General features: G+C 51.4%; 17 protein-coding genes. 4 read left to right on the top strand and 13 right to left on the bottom strand.

The genetic code is table 11. The features are described from left to right. Window positions 1-19 precede the first annotated feature (19 nt). Window positions 20-1,678: an HTH-type transcriptional regulator SgrR gene (gene sgrR, locus DY231_RS03670; RefSeq protein WP_115627321.1), complete on the bottom strand. Its 1,659-nt coding sequence runs from the start codon at window positions 1,676-1,678 to the stop codon at window positions 20-22. An 88-nt stretch (window positions 1,679-1,766) separates the two neighbouring features. On the opposite strand from sgrR, the gene sgrT reads away from it, so the two are divergent. After that, window positions 1,767-1,928 (top strand): glucose uptake inhibitor SgrT, encoded by a 162-nt coding sequence (sgrT, locus tag DY231_RS03675; RefSeq protein ID WP_072011208.1) that lies wholly within the window; start codon window positions 1,767-1,769, stop codon window positions 1,926-1,928. A 141-nt stretch (window positions 1,929-2,069) separates the two neighbouring features. Then, window positions 2,070-3,248, top strand: coding sequence for a sugar efflux transporter (locus tag DY231_RS03680; protein WP_115627322.1), 1,179 nt, complete (start codon window positions 2,070-2,072; stop codon window positions 3,246-3,248). Between the two features lie 43 nt (window positions 3,249-3,291). Here DY231_RS03680 and hemW read toward each other — a convergent pair whose 3' ends face one another. From hemW to DY231_RS03705, 5 genes are read right to left on the bottom strand one after another with little or no spacing between them, the layout of a single operon-like run. Next, window positions 3,292-4,428, bottom strand: a complete 1,137-nt coding sequence (hemW, locus tag DY231_RS03685; protein WP_115627323.1) for a radical SAM family heme chaperone HemW — start codon at window positions 4,426-4,428, stop codon at window positions 3,292-3,294. Further along, entirely contained in the window at window positions 4,421-5,014 is a 594-nt protein-coding gene (locus tag DY231_RS03690) for an XTP/dITP diphosphatase (protein ID WP_115627324.1), read from the bottom strand. Before DY231_RS03690 ends, hemW begins: the two co-directional genes overlap by 8 nt. Before the next feature lie 28 nt (window positions 5,015-5,042). Continuing rightward, on the bottom strand, window positions 5,043-5,333 hold the full coding sequence (gene yggU, locus DY231_RS03695; RefSeq protein WP_034498396.1) for a DUF167 family protein YggU: 291 nt from the start codon (window positions 5,331-5,333) through the stop codon (window positions 5,043-5,045). Further along, complete coding sequence (locus DY231_RS03700) at window positions 5,330-5,884, bottom strand: YggT family protein (RefSeq protein ID WP_115627325.1); 555 nt, start codon at window positions 5,882-5,884, stop codon at window positions 5,330-5,332. The genes yggU and DY231_RS03700 overlap by 4 nt, the downstream gene beginning before the upstream one ends. A gap of 26 nt (window positions 5,885-5,910) precedes the next feature. Beyond that, on the bottom strand, window positions 5,911-6,615 hold the full coding sequence (locus tag DY231_RS03705) for a YggS family pyridoxal phosphate-dependent enzyme (protein ID WP_115631756.1): 705 nt from the start codon (window positions 6,613-6,615) through the stop codon (window positions 5,911-5,913). Between the two features lie 15 nt (window positions 6,616-6,630). Between DY231_RS03705 and DY231_RS03710 the strand changes: the two genes are divergently transcribed. After that, window positions 6,631-7,629: a type IV pilus twitching motility protein PilT gene (locus tag DY231_RS03710; protein WP_115627326.1), complete on the top strand. Its 999-nt coding sequence runs from the start codon at window positions 6,631-6,633 to the stop codon at window positions 7,627-7,629. A gap of 106 nt (window positions 7,630-7,735) precedes the next feature. Next, entirely contained in the window at window positions 7,736-8,209 is a 474-nt protein-coding gene (locus DY231_RS03715; RefSeq protein WP_115627327.1) for a type II toxin-antitoxin system HicB family antitoxin, read from the top strand. Here DY231_RS03715 and ruvX read toward each other — a convergent pair. The 7 genes from ruvX to DY231_RS03750 all read right to left on the bottom strand — a co-directional run bounded on the left by ruvX (window position 8,197) and on the right by DY231_RS03750 (window position 13,786). Further along, window positions 8,197-8,616, bottom strand: coding sequence for a Holliday junction resolvase RuvX (ruvX, locus tag DY231_RS03720; RefSeq protein ID WP_034498386.1), 420 nt, complete (start codon window positions 8,614-8,616; stop codon window positions 8,197-8,199). The genes DY231_RS03715 and ruvX overlap by 13 nt on opposite strands. Continuing rightward, window positions 8,616-9,179, bottom strand: coding sequence for a YqgE/AlgH family protein (locus tag DY231_RS03725; protein WP_034498384.1), 564 nt, complete (start codon window positions 9,177-9,179; stop codon window positions 8,616-8,618). Before DY231_RS03725 ends, ruvX begins: the two co-directional genes overlap by 1 nt. Before the next feature lie 78 nt (window positions 9,180-9,257). Beyond that, entirely contained in the window at window positions 9,258-10,205 is a 948-nt protein-coding gene (gshB, locus tag DY231_RS03730; RefSeq protein WP_115627328.1) for a glutathione synthase, read from the bottom strand. 14 nt (window positions 10,206-10,219) lie between these two features. Continuing rightward, window positions 10,220-10,951 carry a 16S rRNA (uracil(1498)-N(3))-methyltransferase gene (gene rsmE / locus DY231_RS03735; protein WP_115627329.1) on the bottom strand — a complete coding sequence of 244 codons (732 nt, stop codon included), beginning with the start codon at window positions 10,949-10,951 and terminating at the stop codon, window positions 10,220-10,222. A gap of 53 nt (window positions 10,952-11,004) precedes the next feature. After that, window positions 11,005-11,712 (bottom strand): deoxyribonuclease I, encoded by a 708-nt coding sequence (gene endA / locus DY231_RS03740; protein ID WP_115627330.1) that lies wholly within the window; start codon window positions 11,710-11,712, stop codon window positions 11,005-11,007. A gap of 92 nt (window positions 11,713-11,804) precedes the next feature. Next, window positions 11,805-12,320 carry a SprT family zinc-dependent metalloprotease gene (locus DY231_RS03745; RefSeq protein ID WP_115631757.1) on the bottom strand — a complete coding sequence of 172 codons (516 nt, stop codon included), beginning with the start codon at window positions 12,318-12,320 and terminating at the stop codon, window positions 11,805-11,807. 71 nt (window positions 12,321-12,391) lie between these two features. Continuing rightward, on the bottom strand, window positions 12,392-13,786 hold the full coding sequence (locus DY231_RS03750; protein WP_115627331.1) for a sugar porter family MFS transporter: 1,395 nt from the start codon (window positions 13,784-13,786) through the stop codon (window positions 12,392-12,394). Window positions 13,787-14,172 lie beyond the last annotated feature (386 nt).

The raw sequence follows: 14,172 nt of genomic DNA on the forward strand, positions 1-14,172 counted from the left end.
TGTGAATGAATCGAAAGTATTAAGGTTCCGGCGGCGCAAACCAGGCCGATTTAAAGTCAAACCAGCCGAGCGTGTTCATCCTCACGCCGCGCATGCTGCGTTGTCCCTCGATGCGCAGCCAGTGGTGAATTAACGGCAAAATGTCATTATTCTCAACGCGCTTCTGGCACCACTCCGGCAGTGAAAGCTCGCCGTTGTGCCATTTACGGGTATCGGATTCCCAGTCAATCGCAATACATTTTTGAATGAGCGGCACCTCATAGAGATGCGAAAAGAGTGAAAATTCTAGCGGCAGGGTGAAGTTGGCGCTGTTAAGCCAGATATCGCTTTCGGCATCGCCCTGATGCCACTCTTCATAACTGACTTCTTGCACCACCAGTTTTACGCCTACGCGTGCCAGCAATTGTTCCATCACTTTACTGATAACCCGGTGCTCAACGTGGTCGCGATAGAACGTCAGTGTTACGGACTCAAGCCCTGCGGGTTTTTCGACTACCGGCTGCGGTCGGGTATGGTGCCAGCGTGGCAATAAGCCGTATGCCGGGAACCAATACTGCTGGTTTTGTTCGCCCGCGCTATAAAGCAGGTGAATAGGTGCCAGCACATGGCTCAACCAGCGACGCACTTGTTCATGGCTGCCGGATTGCGAGCGTCTATCAAATAAAATGTAGTAACAGCCTTCTTCCAGGCGACTTTCAACCGCTTTCTCGCTGTCAGGCATTCCCGATAATTGCACCGCACAACTGACGTCTTCACCAATTTCCGGCAGCACCCAGAAATTCACTTCGTCTATTAATGCGCGATAGCCAAAGTAATCATCATAGGCCTGGATCTTTAGTTGGTTGGTGTTGTTACGCACGACGGAATAGGGGCCGGAGCCGACTGGCTGGCGGGAAAAGTTGTCCAGCGTTTGCCACTCACGCGGCAGAATCATCGCATTGACACTGCCAAGCAACCACGGCAGCCAGTTATCCGGCTGTGAGAGCGTAATATCCAGTGTCCAGGCGGTTGGGGAGCTAATCTGGGTGATGTGAGAATAGAGCGGTAGCGCATTAATCCGTTGCAAAGAGGTCATGACATCGAGCATATCCAGCTCGCGGCCATGGTGGAAATGAATGCCTGGACGCAAATAAAAACGCCAGTGTAATGGGGATATTTGCTGCCAGTGGTGAGCTATATCCGCTTCCAGTTCCCCATTTTCCTCATTTATGCGGATTAAGCCGCTGAAAATTTGCCGGGCAATATGCGTTTCTGAACGGCGTAAAGCCGAGCCTGGTAACAGGTTTAGCAGCGGACGATAGTAAAGAACGCGCAGAATATGTCGCCCCTGCCGGAAGCTGCGTCCGAGGTGGGAGATCAGCATCTGGCGCACTGCGGCTTTATCCCCAACGATCTGCACCAGTTGATCAATTCTGTCCTGCTCGAGAAGATCCTCTGCCCGCTGTTGCTGGAGTGCGAGGCCCGTGTAGAGAAATTCGAGCTGCGAACGTTTGCCGCGTCCGACTTCCGCTTTCCAGCTCAGCCAGCCCTTTTCCTGCATCGCACTGAGTAGCGTGCGCATATGGCGGCGGGAGCAATTCAGCAGCGAGGCCAGGTCATTCAACGTTGTATCCTGCGGTTTACCTTCGAAATATTGCCACAGGCGGATGAATTGTTGTTGCAGACGACTCGAACTCATAAAAGAGGAACTCCTGTCAGAAACTCATCAATTTAACTTTCCTCATATTACGCCAATAATCATCAACGTTGAAAGCGAGGAGGTACATATGAAACGGTCGCCAGTGGTTAAGTTTTATCAACAGTATTTTACCGCAACCCAAAGTGTTTCTGCTGGATGGCTGGCTCGCCTGACAGCATCGCAACGTCTAAGGATGCTTGAGGACTTAATGCAGTGGGAGGTGACAACTTCCGTGACCGTGAAGTACTGACTCGTTGAGACATGTGTGACTGAGAATTGGTGATGTTCACCTGGCCAGCAGATTGTTACTGCTGGCTTTTTTATACCCGTCATTAAGGTATAGTTTACGTTTTGCACACCCAGTGAGCGCTCGAACAAAAGGAATTTCTGCATGATTTGGTTTCTGACCAAAGGACGCCGCCTCAATCCGGTTTATGCCGCATTTATGATTGTGGCTTTCATGATGGGGATTGCGGGAGCACTCCAGGCGCCCACTCTTAGCCTGTTTTTAAGTCGCGAAGTCGAGGTGCGCCCATTCTGGGTCGGCCTGTTTTATACCGTCAATGCGATAGCCGGGATACTCGTCAGCCTGGCGCTGGCGAAGCGTTCAGATAACCAGGGCGATCGTCGCAAACTGATTATGGTTTGTTGCGTGATGGCCGTAGCAAACTGTGTGCTTTTTGCTTTTAACCGTCATTACCTGACGTTAATCACCGTTGGCGTCATGTTCGCGTCGATTGCCAACACCGCGATGCCGCAAATATTTGCCCTTGCTCGTGAATATGCCGATAACTCAGCACGTGAAGTGGTGATGTTCAGCTCGATAATGCGTGCGCAGCTCTCGCTCGCCTGGGTTATTGGCCCGCCGCTGTCGTTTATGCTCGCGTTAAATTACGGCTTTACCACTATGTTTCTTATCGCTGCGGGAATTTTTGTTATCTCGCTGGCGCTAATTTTCTTCGCACTTCCTTCGGTCGCAAGGATTGAGCAACCGGCAGATGTGGCGCTTACCCAGGTCAGCGGCTGGAAAGACAAAAACGTCCGTCTGTTGTTTATCGCTTCGATGCTGATGTGGACCTGCAACACCATGTATATCATCGACATGCCGTTGTGGGTCAGCAGTGATTTAGGGCTGCCCGAATCGTTGGCTGGGCTTTTGATGGGCACCGCCGCAGGGCTGGAAATCCCGGCGATGATCCTGGCGGGTTATTACGTGAAGCGCTTCGGTAAACGTCGCATGATGGTGATTGCTGTCTCGGCTGGCGTGCTGTTTTACGTCGGGCTGATTCTGTTCCATAGCCGTACTGCTTTGCTGCTGCTTCAGCTATTTAACGCGGTGTTTATCGGGATTGTCGCGGGTATCGGAATGCTGTGGTTCCAGGATTTAATGCCTGGCAGACCGGGTTCGGCGACCACGCTTTTCACCAACAGTATTTCGACGGGCGTGATTCTGGCAGGGGTTTTACAAGGCGCGCTGGCGGAAAGTTTTGGGCACTATTCGGTATATTGGTTAATTGCCGGGCTGTCGGTGTTCGCGTTGATTCTGACCAGTCGGGTGAAGAACATTTAAGCTGAAATAATGGCGGATAATCGTAGAATCATCCGCCAGATAATCATTCGGCCAGAAAAATCTCTAACAGCGAATTCAAAAACAGCTTACCGTGCTCGGTAATCTGCCAAAAATCTTCTGTCTCAACCAAATAATCCTTCGCAATCGCTTCGTCTAGCTGTGCACGAATCACAGATTCATCAAGCCCGGTATACAGACTGAATTCATTGCGCGGTGCGGCTTCCAATAAACGGAAACGGTTCATAAAGAACTCGAACGGCTTATCGGCTTGTTCGACATCGTGCTGGTTGTCGAGGTATTTGCCTTCCATATAACCGCGAGGGTGGCGAGTTTTCGCGGTACGCATAATGCGTCCGTCTTCAAACGTCACTTTGCCATGTGCGCCACAGCCAATGCCAAGGTAATCGCCAAAGCGCCAGTAGTTCAGGTTGTGCTGGCATTGATAACCCGGTTTCGCGTAGGCCGAGGTTTCATATTGCTGGTAGCCCGCAGCGGTCAGAAGTTTGTCGCCCTGCTCGAAGATATCCCACAGCGCGTCGTCGTCCGGCAGTTTTGGCGGGCGGGAGCTGAACAAGGTATTCGGCTCAATCGTCAGCTGATACCACGAGAGATGCGGCGGGTTCAGTTCAATCGCCTGGCGTAAATCGTCCAGAGCTTCTTCCAACGATTGATCCGGCAGGCCGTGCATCAAGTCCAGATTAAAGCTGCGCAGTCCTAATCCACTCGCCAGGTTAGCTGCACGCTTCGCTTCGCCTGAATCATGGATACGGCCCAGACGCTTGAGCTTCGGTTCGCTAAAACTCTGCACGCCGATAGAAATACGGTTCACACCCGCACGTTGATAGCTCACGAAGCGGTCTGCTTCTACCGTTCCGGGATTTGCTTCCATGGTAATTTCCGCATCGGCCGCCAGCGGCAAGCGCGCACGCACCCCGTCCAGCAACGTCTGCATCGCCTCGCCTGACAGCAGGCTCGGCGTACCGCCACCAATAAAGATGGTCTTTATTTCACGTCCTTGTGCCAGCGGCACGTCGTTATCCAGGTCACGCAACAGGTGAGCGACGTACTCGTCATGCGGCACGTCACCTTTGAGTGCGTGGGAATTGAAGTCACAGTAGGGGCACTTCTGCACGCACCACGGGATGTGAATATAAAGACTCAGAGGTGGCAAATTAGCCATTTTTCATTGCTTCCAGTAACAGTTTTAGCGCTTGCCCACGGTGGGAAATGGCGCGTTTTTCGTCGCGAGTCAGTTCAGCGGCAGTTTTGCCTTCACTCGGGACAAAGAAAATAGGGTCGTAGCCAAAGCCACCCTGGCCTGCGGCTTCGCGGGTAATCTGGCCTTCCCAGCTGCCGTGGCACACGAGTGGCGTTGGATCTTCCGCGTGGCGCATATACACCAGCACGCAATGGAATCGCGCTTTACGTTGCTCATCTGGCACATCCTTCAGTGCCGCCAGTAGCTTTTCCAGGTTTTGCTGATCGGATGCTTCGAGGCCTGCGTAACGTGCTGAATAAATACCAGGCGCGCCGCCCAGCACGTCAACCGCCAGACCGGAATCATCAGCAATCGCGGGCAGGCCCGTAATCTGTGCCGCGTGGCGAGCTTTCAGAATGGCGTTCTCGATAAATGTCAGCCCGGTTTCTTCGGCTGATTCCACGCCTAATTCCGTTTGAGCCACCACATCCAGACCAAAATTACCGAGTAAATCGGCGAGTTCACGCACTTTACCGGCGTTACCGGTCGCGAGGACAACTTTTTGCATAGTGAGAAAATCCTGTGAAATTAGGTAATTAATCAAGCAATGCCGCGACTTCCGTCGGGATGTGTTGCGGGTTAATAATTTTAATTTGCTTATGGCGGCCCAGCTCGCCTTTCTCAAGCAGCACCTGACTCTTGGCGACTTTGAACTGTTTAGCCAGATACTTTACCAGATGGGCGTTGGCTTTGCCGTCTATTGGTGGGGCGGTGATGGCGACTTTTAGCTCGTCGCCATGCAGCCCGATAATGCTATCGCGGCTGGCTTTAGGCTGAATATATAGCCGTAAAACCAGCCCATCTTCAGTTTGACTCACTGCACTCACAGCAAATACCAAAGCCCCGGGAACAAATCCATGCCGAGGTAGTTCAGCGCATAGAGAATCAAAATGACGACCATCGCTGAGAAGTCGATACCGCCCATCGCGGGGAGCACGCGGCGAATCGGCGCCATCATTGGCTCGGTCAGTTGCATCAACACGTATTCAATCGGGCTACGGCCCTGGCTAATCCAGCTCATCAGCGAGCGAATAATAATGACCCAGAACACCAGCGTACCGGCGGATTTCAGCAATGATAGCAGGCCAACCAACAGGTTCATTGGATCAAGCGACAGCGCGCCCACCTGAATCAGCAGCAGAATCGGATACTTCATGGTGGTGAGAATAAACGCCACCAGCAATGACGAGGTATCAATCGGCCCCATCGACGGAATGACACGGCGCAGCGGTCCCACAATCGGCTGGGTAATCTTGACGATAAATTGTGCAAAAGGGTTGTAGAAATCACAACGTGACCACTGCATCCAGATGCGAATTAGCAGCACCATTACATACAGTTCAATCAGCGTTTTGACCAGGAAAGTCAACGTCAGCATGGCGTTCCTCAATTATTATTTTGTGATTAACGAGCGGAATAATCCCGCGCGCCGAAAATAGCGGTTCCAATGCGCACCATGGTGCTGCCTGCGGCAATCGCGGCGTCCATGTCATCGGTCATGCCCAGGGACAATGTATCAACCGTTGCAAAACGGCTTTTGAGCGATGCGAAAGCGTCAGCCATTTTCTGGCAAACCGCTAACTGATGCTCGTAATCAGGTTCAGGGGCAGGAATTGCCATTAAACCTCGTAACACCAAACCCGGCAGCGCAGCAACTTCTGCTGCCAGCGCATCAAGCTCACTGAGCGCAATACCAGACTTGCTTTGTTCATCACTGATATTGATTTGAATCAGTACGTTAAGCGGCGGCAATTCGGCAGGACGCTGCTCGCTTAAACGGGTTGCAATGCGTAAACGGTCGACGGTGTGGCACCAGTCAAAATGTTCTGCAACCAGACGGCTTTTGTTCGACTGCAATGGGCCAATAAAGTGCCATTCCAGTGTGGCTTCACTGTTATCGGCAAAGTAACGAATTTTATCCACGCCTTCCTGCACGTAGTTTTCACCAAAAATTCGCTGCCCTGCAGCAACCGCATCTGCGATGGCGCTCGCAGGCTTAGTCTTGCTGACTGCAAGCAAAGTCACTTCTTCTGAAGCACGGCCGCAGCGTTCAGTTGCCGCGAAGATTTTGTTCTGAACCTGTGCCAGATTGTGCGCTATCTCGTTCATAGGTTGGAAAGTGATATGGATATCGAAGAAATTGTGGCCCTTAGTGTAAAGCATAATGTCTCTGATCTACACCTGTGTGCGCAGCTTCCTGCTCGCCGGCGCAGGCAGGGGCAGCTCGAACCGTTGCCAGAAATTGCACCCGATCCGCAAACGTTGTTGGATATTTGGCTCACACCCGCGCAAAGAGAACAGCTTGAAGACGCCGGGCAACTGGACTTTTCCGTGTCGTTAAAAGACGGCACACGGCTGCGTGCTAATGCTTTTCGCCAGCTTCAGGGTTATTCACTTGCCTTAAGATTGCTGGTTTCGCAAACCCCAAAACTGGAAGCGCTAAATGTTCCGCCATTAATTCCTGAATTGCTCGATTCTGCCGATGGCCTGATTCTGGTGACGGGAGCAACGGGGAGCGGGAAATCGACCACGCTTGCGGCCATGGTAGATTTTCTCAACCATCAGAAAGACGGACATATTCTCACCCTTGAAGATCCCATTGAATTTATCCATCACTCACAACGTTGTTTGATTCAACAGCGCGAACCAGGGTTGCATTGTCATTCGTTTGCAGCGGGTTTGCGCGCGGCATTGCGTGAAGATCCTGATGTCATTTTACTGGGAGAATTGCGTGACAGCGAAACCATACGTCTTGCGCTGACAGCTGCCGAAACAGGGCATTTAGTTTTGGCAACACTCCACACCCGAGGTGCTGCCCAGGCCATAGAACGGCTGGTGGATGTCTTTCCTGCTGAAGAAAAAAGCATGGTACGCAGCCAGTTGGCGGGCAGTTTAAAAGCGGTGCTGGCACAAAAATTATTGCCCGATAGCCGTGGGGGAAGGGTTGCAGTGTATGAGCTGTTGGTGAATACACCTGCCGTGGCGAGTCTTATCCGCGAAGGGAAAACGCATCAATTACCCGGCCAGATACAAACTGGGCAGCAGCATGGGATGCGCAGTTTCGCGCACAGCGAGGCAATGCTACGTGTAGACGGTCGTATTGCTGACGGGGAAGAAAAGTGATGGTTAAAATTATTGCTTCCGTGTGTATTGGTGTGTATCGTTTCCTTGTCAGGAGAAAGCGATGAATTAACGCGGGAATTTGATTCCCAATTCATGGAGATTACCTATGTTTTTTTCAGTTGGCGTGGAGATGCCTGCAAACGAGAACGATGCGTTCGGTCTGGTTGTACCGGCGTTATGCAATGATGATTTCGGCTGTGTGTCAGCGGCAGATAACCAGGATGAAATCGCGGGTATGGTCAAAGAAGCCATATTGTTAATTGCGGATGAAATGGTCAAGCGTGGAGTCGATATCACCCAGCTTAAAGATGCCGGGCCATTTGTTTATGCCGCAAATCCAGAATATGTGTACTGTAATCAGTGGTTGCTGGTGGATGTGGATTTGTCTGCTCTGGAAGGAAAACAACAGAGGATCAACATTACGCTGCCGGATACGTTACTTATGCGTATTGATAACCGCGTAAAACAGCCATCATCAGGCTACCGGGATCGCAGCCATTTTCTGGCGGTTGCGGCGCGGCATGAGCTGATCGCTGAAGCATCAGATATGCCAGTCAGCAAAACAAATCAAGGATTGTAGTCAAACCAGCTTTCAAGAATGATTACCGCTGAGGCTGAGTCAATGCTGCCTTTGTTCAGCGCGCGGAAACCACCGTGTTCGAACAACCCGGCGCGTGCTTCAACGGTGCTCAGGCGTTCATCTTGCAAAGCGACCTTGACGCCAAAACGGCCATGCAGACGGTTTGCAAACTTCCGGGCGCGGGCGGTGAGCGGTTGTTCGGTGCCATCCATATTCAGCGGCAGGCCAACAATGACTTCATCCGGCTGCCACTCTTTAAGGATTTTTTCGATTACGTTCCAGTCCGGCGTGCCGTCCTGGGCTTTGATGGCTGTGAGTGGGCGTGCGGTGCGGGTAATACGCTGGCCCACCGCAACACCGATGCTTTTAGTCCCGAAATCAAAGGCTAATAAAGTTCCGCTACTCATTAAGCATGTCCTGCTTCACTTGGCATATTGTGAATATCAATGCCGATTAATTTAGCCGCTTCGCGCCAACGCTCCGAAATTGGCGTATGGAACAAAATGGATGCGTCTGCGGGGGCTGTCAGCCAGTCGTTATCCAGGATTTCTTGTTCGAGTTGCCCTTTTTCCCATGATGAGTAACCGAGCGCGACAATGACATCTGCGGGTTGCTGCGCTGTACCGATGGTTTCGAGTACATCGCGAGAAGTGGTGATCACGGTTTCATCAGAGATACGGATACTGGAAGCAAAACAGTCTGGCGGCGAATGTAAAATGAAACCACGGTCTTCCGCCAAAGGGCCGCCAATAAAAACGGGCTTATCAAGGCGAATGGCTGGGTCTCGCGGTTCTGGTGCGATTTTCAGCTTTTCCAGAACGCCATCAACCTGGAGGTTTTCGAGGGGTTTATTAATGATTATTCCCATCGCGCCGTCTTCGTTGTATTCGCAAATATAAACGACAGCACGCTTAAACAATGGGTCCTGGAGCGCCGGCATGGCAATTAGAAAGTGATGCTGTAAATTCATTGTCAGAGGTTCTGGTTCCGGTTGAAAAAGCGAGCAGTCAGTTTATCACTACTGAGCGGGCTAAGCCCGCTCACAGGACTATTTTGCCAGACGTGTCTCGATTGCATCGAACAACATGCCAGTAATAGAAACCGGGAATTCGGCTTCGATTTCACGAATGCACGTTGGGCTGGTGACGTTAATCTCAGTCAGGCGATCGCCAATGATATCAAGGCCAACGAAAATCAGCCCTTTAGCTTTTAGCGTTGGCCCCACGCGGCGGGCAATTTCCCAGTCGCTTTCGGTTAACGGACGCGGTTCGCCGCGACCTCCGGCGGCAAGATTACCGCGTGTTTCGCCACCTTGTGGGATACGCGCCAGGCAATACGGAACCGGTTCGCCATCCACCACCAGAACGCGCTTGTCACCATCGACAATCGCAGGCAGATAGTTCTGCGCCATGCAGTAGCGGTTGCCCAGTTCAGTCAGCGTTTCCGCGATAACGCCAATGTTAGGGTCGCCTTCTTTAACACGGAAAATTGAAGCGCCACCCATGCCATCTAACGGCTTGAGGATGATATCGCCGTGCTTTTGCCAGAACGCTTTAAGCTGTGCTTTGTTGCGCGTGACCAACGTTTCCGGAGTTAAATCTGCAAACCAGGCAGTGAACAGTTTTTCGTTACAATCGCGCAGGCTCTGCGGCTTATTAACGATCAACGTGCCTTGTTCTTCGGCGCGTTCAAGAATATAGGTCGCGTAAATAAATTCGGTATCAAATGGAGGATCTTTACGCATCAACACGACGTCGAGATCGGCAAGCTGGATGTCTTGCTCGCTGCCAAATTCGTACCATTTGTCGTAGTTCTGCTCGACCGTGACCAGGCGGGTGCGTGCGTGTGCTTCACCGTTGATCAAATACAGATCGGCCATTTCCATGTAATGCAGTTCGTAACCACGGCGCTGGGCTTCCAGCAACATGGCAAAACTTGAGTCTTTCTTGATGTTAATGTTTGCGATGGGGTCCATCACGATGCCGAGCTTAATCATTGTTTTTCTCCGTTTTAGCCCAGATCGCCAAAGCGCACTTGCAGCGCGGTAATGGCGGTGAGCGCGGTAGTCTCAGTACGCAGAACGCGAGGTCCCAACAGAATATCAGTAAACTGATGACGTGCGGTCATGGCAATTTCATCAGCCGTTAAACCGCCTTCCGGGCCAATCAACAGGCGCACGCGCTCTACAGGTTGTGGCAACGTGTTGATGCTGGCGCTGGCTCGAGGATGCAGATTCAGCTTCAGGCTGTCATCTTCTTCTGTACACCACTTTTCCAAATCCATAGCCGGGCGAACTTCTGGCACGCTATTACGGCCACATTGTTCGCAGGCCGCAATGGCAATTTTCTGCCATTGTCCGAGCTTCTTATTCAGGCGCTCGGCATCCAGTTTTACGCCACAGCGTTCAGAAAACAAAGGTGTAATCACATTCACACCGAGTTCCACCGCTTTCTGAATGGTGAACTCCATCTTCTCGCCGCGCGACATCACCTGGCCAAGATGTAAGTGCAGAGGGGATTCACGGTTATCAAGGCTTGCGCTCAGGACTTTCACCCGCACACTTTTTTTATCTGCCTGCACGATTTCAGCTTCAAAAACCTGATTACTGCCATCGAATAATTGCAACGCGTGACCAGCACTCATGCGCAGGACGCGGCCTACGTGGTTGGCAGCATCTTCGCAAAGTGCTACGTCCTGGCCGACGGAGAGGAGTTCAGGGTGATGAATGCGGGGTATACGCATGGTTTTTAATATCCAAAAGCGGGAACAGTGATAACAATTCCCGCTAGTGTAGGTTAGCTGTTTTGTGCCTGGCAAGCCCGCAGCACATAAGGGTTATGATTACCCTGAACTTTGGCAATGCGGTCATCGCGTTCACATTCCCAGGCTGTCACCGGATATTGCTTATTCCAGGCTTCAAATAACTGGGTTTGCTGGCGGGAAAGATTCAGCTGATATTGGTCGCGCATATAGAAGTAAGTGCGGGCGATGGCACCACGGGCGCGGGCGGGTGGTTCGGCGACTTTATCTTTGAAATCGACTTTCATGGCACATTGCCCGTACTGACCTTCACCGCCATTCCACTGGCTGTACATGAAGTTGTTACGGTCGGCATTCACTTCCCCAACGGCCGGTTGCAGGTTGTGCATGTCGCTTTCCATTTTGCGATATTCAGGATCTTTGGCGCAGTTTTTACGTCCGCCATCTTGCCAGCACTGACGCTGGTGGCCGAATTGCCAGGCAGGGACAACATGTTCCCATTCGATGCGTGTCGCACGGTTTTCGTTTTTACGGACTTTGTAACCGCAGGACTCAAGGTCAGGAACCCCTTTTTTGCCTTCCCAGCTAATTTTGCATCCGCAGTAGAAATCGCCAGGCACATCGGCGTTAACTTTGACGCCTGCGGCTTTGGCTTGAGAGAAATTATTGATACCAGCGCTGAAAGCGGAAAAGGTACAGAAGGCTGCAACAACAGCAACAGCCAAAGAAATTTTGCGAGACATTTCCAGAATCCTTACTAAAACGTGCTCGCAACGTACCTGATGATTTATCCAGTTTCAATAAGCTAAATCAGGAAATTATTAGGCTAATACTTTTAATTACAGGAAGTTGTAGCGTCGGCTTTTAACAGATCACCGCATTGAACGCAGCGGTATTCAGCCTCGCCTCGCACCACTCGATTATGGCGACGGACGGTGAGTTGATGGAGCTGGCAGCGGCAGCGATAGGGGAAGGTGTTTTTGCGTACGGACTCCACTTCAAACTTATGTGTCCGGCGGGCAGGCACACCCAGCACCGTTTCCATCATCCACTTCCACTCTTTACCGTGTGGAGCGACGCGACCAAAGTGCTTCCAGACCAATAAATGCGCCAGTTCGTGCGGGACAACTTCATCGATGAAGGTCTGCTGGTTTTCCATCAGTAATACGGGATTAAGGCGGATTTCGTAGCTGTCCATCCACGCCGTACCCGCAGCCGTGCCGCGCTGCTGATAAACCAGTTTCGGTTCCGGATAGTTGCGGCCTAAATGCAGATTTGCCTGCTGGAGCTTTTCCCGCAGGCAGCGCATAACGGCCTGTTGGATGGCGATTGGGAGTCTCGGGGATTTCATAACCGGCAAGAATAGTGCGAGGAAGGGCAGGGTGCAAGCCCCTCTCCATGCAGGAAAGGGGCGGGGTAAGCTTAGTTTTGAGCACCAATCTCACGTAAGCGACGACCTTTCATCAGGTTACGCTCGATGTGTTCCAGGGAAACGTGTTTGGTTTCTGGAATCAGCCACAGTGTGAGAACGATGAAGAACAGATTGAGTGCGGCGTAGACCCAGAAGGTATTCGCGTTGCCCAACGTGTTCAGCATGGTCAGGAAGGTTGCACCCACAATCATGTTGGCAATCCAGTTGGTTGCGGTGGAGCAAGTGATACCAAAATCGCGGCCTTTGAGCGGCTGGATTTCAGAGCACAGCACCCAAATCAGCGGACCGGCACTCATCGCAAAACCAACGATAAACATCAGCAGCATGGCGATAGCAAAGTATTGCGCGCCCTGGGAGTGGATACCCACGTGCAGCATTGTGCCAAGAATGCCCATGCCAACTGCCATCACCATGAAGCCCAGAACCAGCGTGGGTTTACGGCCCCAACGGTCAACCAGGCCGATAGCAATAAAGGTCGCCAGAACGTTGATCAGGCCAACGATAACTGTGCCCCACATTTGCTGAGTGGTGTTGGTGAAGCCCGCAATTTCGAAGATTTTCGGTGCGTAGTACATGATGACGTTCATGCCGGTGAATTGTTGCATCACCTGAAGCAGAATGCCGAGGAACACTGCGCGACGGAAGTTGCTGTTGTCTTTAAACAGGGACCAGCCGCTTTGTTTTACTTTCAGGCTTTCACGAATTTCTTCAAGTTCACGTTTTGCTTCGGCACTGGTATCACGCAGACGCAACAGGACGCGCTCGGCATCGTGGAAACGGCGTTTAGCGGCGAACCAGCGCGGGCTATCTGGCAGGAAGAAAACGCCAACCAGAAGAATCAGGGCTGGAATAGTAATGACGCCCAGCATCCAGCGCCATGAGCCGCTGTAGCTGAAGGCTGTATCCGAAAGGTAAGCGCCGAGGATACCGATGGTAATCATCAGCTGGTACATCGAGATCATGCTACCACGGATTTTTTCTGGCGCAATTTCTGACAGGTAAAGCGGCGCAGTGTAAGAGGCCACACCCACTGCCAGGCCCAACAATACGCGGGAGATAACCAGGATCTCAGTGTTTGGCGCGAAAGCAGAACACAGAGAACCCGCAACGAATAGCACGGCACCAATCATCAGGCTGTATTTACGGCCGATACGGAAGGAGAGCCAACCGCTGCCAACCGCACCGACCGCTGCACCGAACATCATCGAACTCACAACCCATTCTTGCTGGTGTGCAGTTATCTGGAAATCTTTTGCGATAAACGGCAAGGCGCCAGCAATCACGCCAATATCAAGGCCAAAAAGTAAACCGGCCAGGGCTGCAAGAAAACAGACAAAAAAGGTCATGCTTTTGTTCGAGCGCCCTTGTTTTTTTATTTCAGGCATAGTGCTCTCCAGTTGAATAATTTGGGGGATATCTCGTGATTAAGGGTAGGTTAACGTCAGGTAAAATTATGTGATTCAACTCACGTTAGTGTAATCGGTTACACTAACGTCAAGAAGTGTATGTATAATTTTATGATGAAAAACATATCGTTAAGTGTAGAAAATAAAACCAAAAAATTGAACCCAAGACTAATCCGAAACTTTTTGTAACTAGTGCAGCAACAAGTTGTTGTCATGCAGAACAGTCTTAATTAATGCCCCATTAACGACTATGTAACCGCTTTCACTAAAGAAATGTAAAAGCTCAGGGAAGGTTTTCATGGGAGGGAAGCAGAAAAGCAAAAGGCCAGCTAAGCGCTGGCCTTTAAAGTTTGATGATGGACTGG

This window comes from Buttiauxella agrestis (assembly GCF_900446255.1).
GTDB lineage: Bacteria > Pseudomonadota > Gammaproteobacteria > Enterobacterales > Enterobacteriaceae > Buttiauxella > Buttiauxella agrestis.

Coding starts and splice junctions, on each gene's coding strand:
- sgrR (WP_115627321.1), bottom strand. CDS start 1,678: ATGAGTTCGAGTCGTCTGCAACAACAATTCATCCGCCTGTGGCAATAT.
- sgrT (WP_072011208.1), top strand. CDS start 1,767: ATGAAACGGTCGCCAGTGGTTAAGTTTTATCAACAGTATTTTACCGCA.
- DY231_RS03680 (WP_115627322.1), top strand. CDS start 2,070: ATGATTTGGTTTCTGACCAAAGGACGCCGCCTCAATCCGGTTTATGCC.
- hemW (WP_115627323.1), bottom strand. CDS start 4,428: ATGGCTAATTTGCCACCTCTGAGTCTTTATATTCACATCCCGTGGTGC.
- DY231_RS03690 (WP_115627324.1), bottom strand. CDS start 5,014: ATGCAAAAAGTTGTCCTCGCGACCGGTAACGCCGGTAAAGTGCGTGAA.
- DY231_RS03700 (WP_115627325.1), bottom strand. CDS start 5,884: ATGCTGACGTTGACTTTCCTGGTCAAAACGCTGATTGAACTGTATGTA.
- DY231_RS03705 (WP_115631756.1), bottom strand. CDS start 6,615: ATGAACGAGATAGCGCACAATCTGGCACAGGTTCAGAACAAAATCTTC.
- DY231_RS03710 (WP_115627326.1), top strand. CDS start 6,631: ATGGATATCGAAGAAATTGTGGCCCTTAGTGTAAAGCATAATGTCTCT.
- DY231_RS03715 (WP_115627327.1), top strand. CDS start 7,736: ATGTTTTTTTCAGTTGGCGTGGAGATGCCTGCAAACGAGAACGATGCG.
- ruvX (WP_034498386.1), bottom strand. CDS start 8,616: ATGAGTAGCGGAACTTTATTAGCCTTTGATTTCGGGACTAAAAGCATC.
- DY231_RS03725 (WP_034498384.1), bottom strand. CDS start 9,179: ATGAATTTACAGCATCACTTTCTAATTGCCATGCCGGCGCTCCAGGAC.
- gshB (WP_115627328.1), bottom strand. CDS start 10,205: ATGATTAAGCTCGGCATCGTGATGGACCCCATCGCAAACATTAACATC.
- rsmE (WP_115627329.1), bottom strand. CDS start 10,951: ATGCGTATACCCCGCATTCATCACCCTGAACTCCTCTCCGTCGGCCAG.
- endA (WP_115627330.1), bottom strand. CDS start 11,712: ATGTCTCGCAAAATTTCTTTGGCTGTTGCTGTTGTTGCAGCCTTCTGT.
- DY231_RS03745 (WP_115631757.1), bottom strand. CDS start 12,320: ATGAAATCCCCGAGACTCCCAATCGCCATCCAACAGGCCGTTATGCGC.
- DY231_RS03750 (WP_115627331.1), bottom strand. CDS start 13,786: ATGCCTGAAATAAAAAAACAAGGGCGCTCGAACAAAAGCATGACCTTT.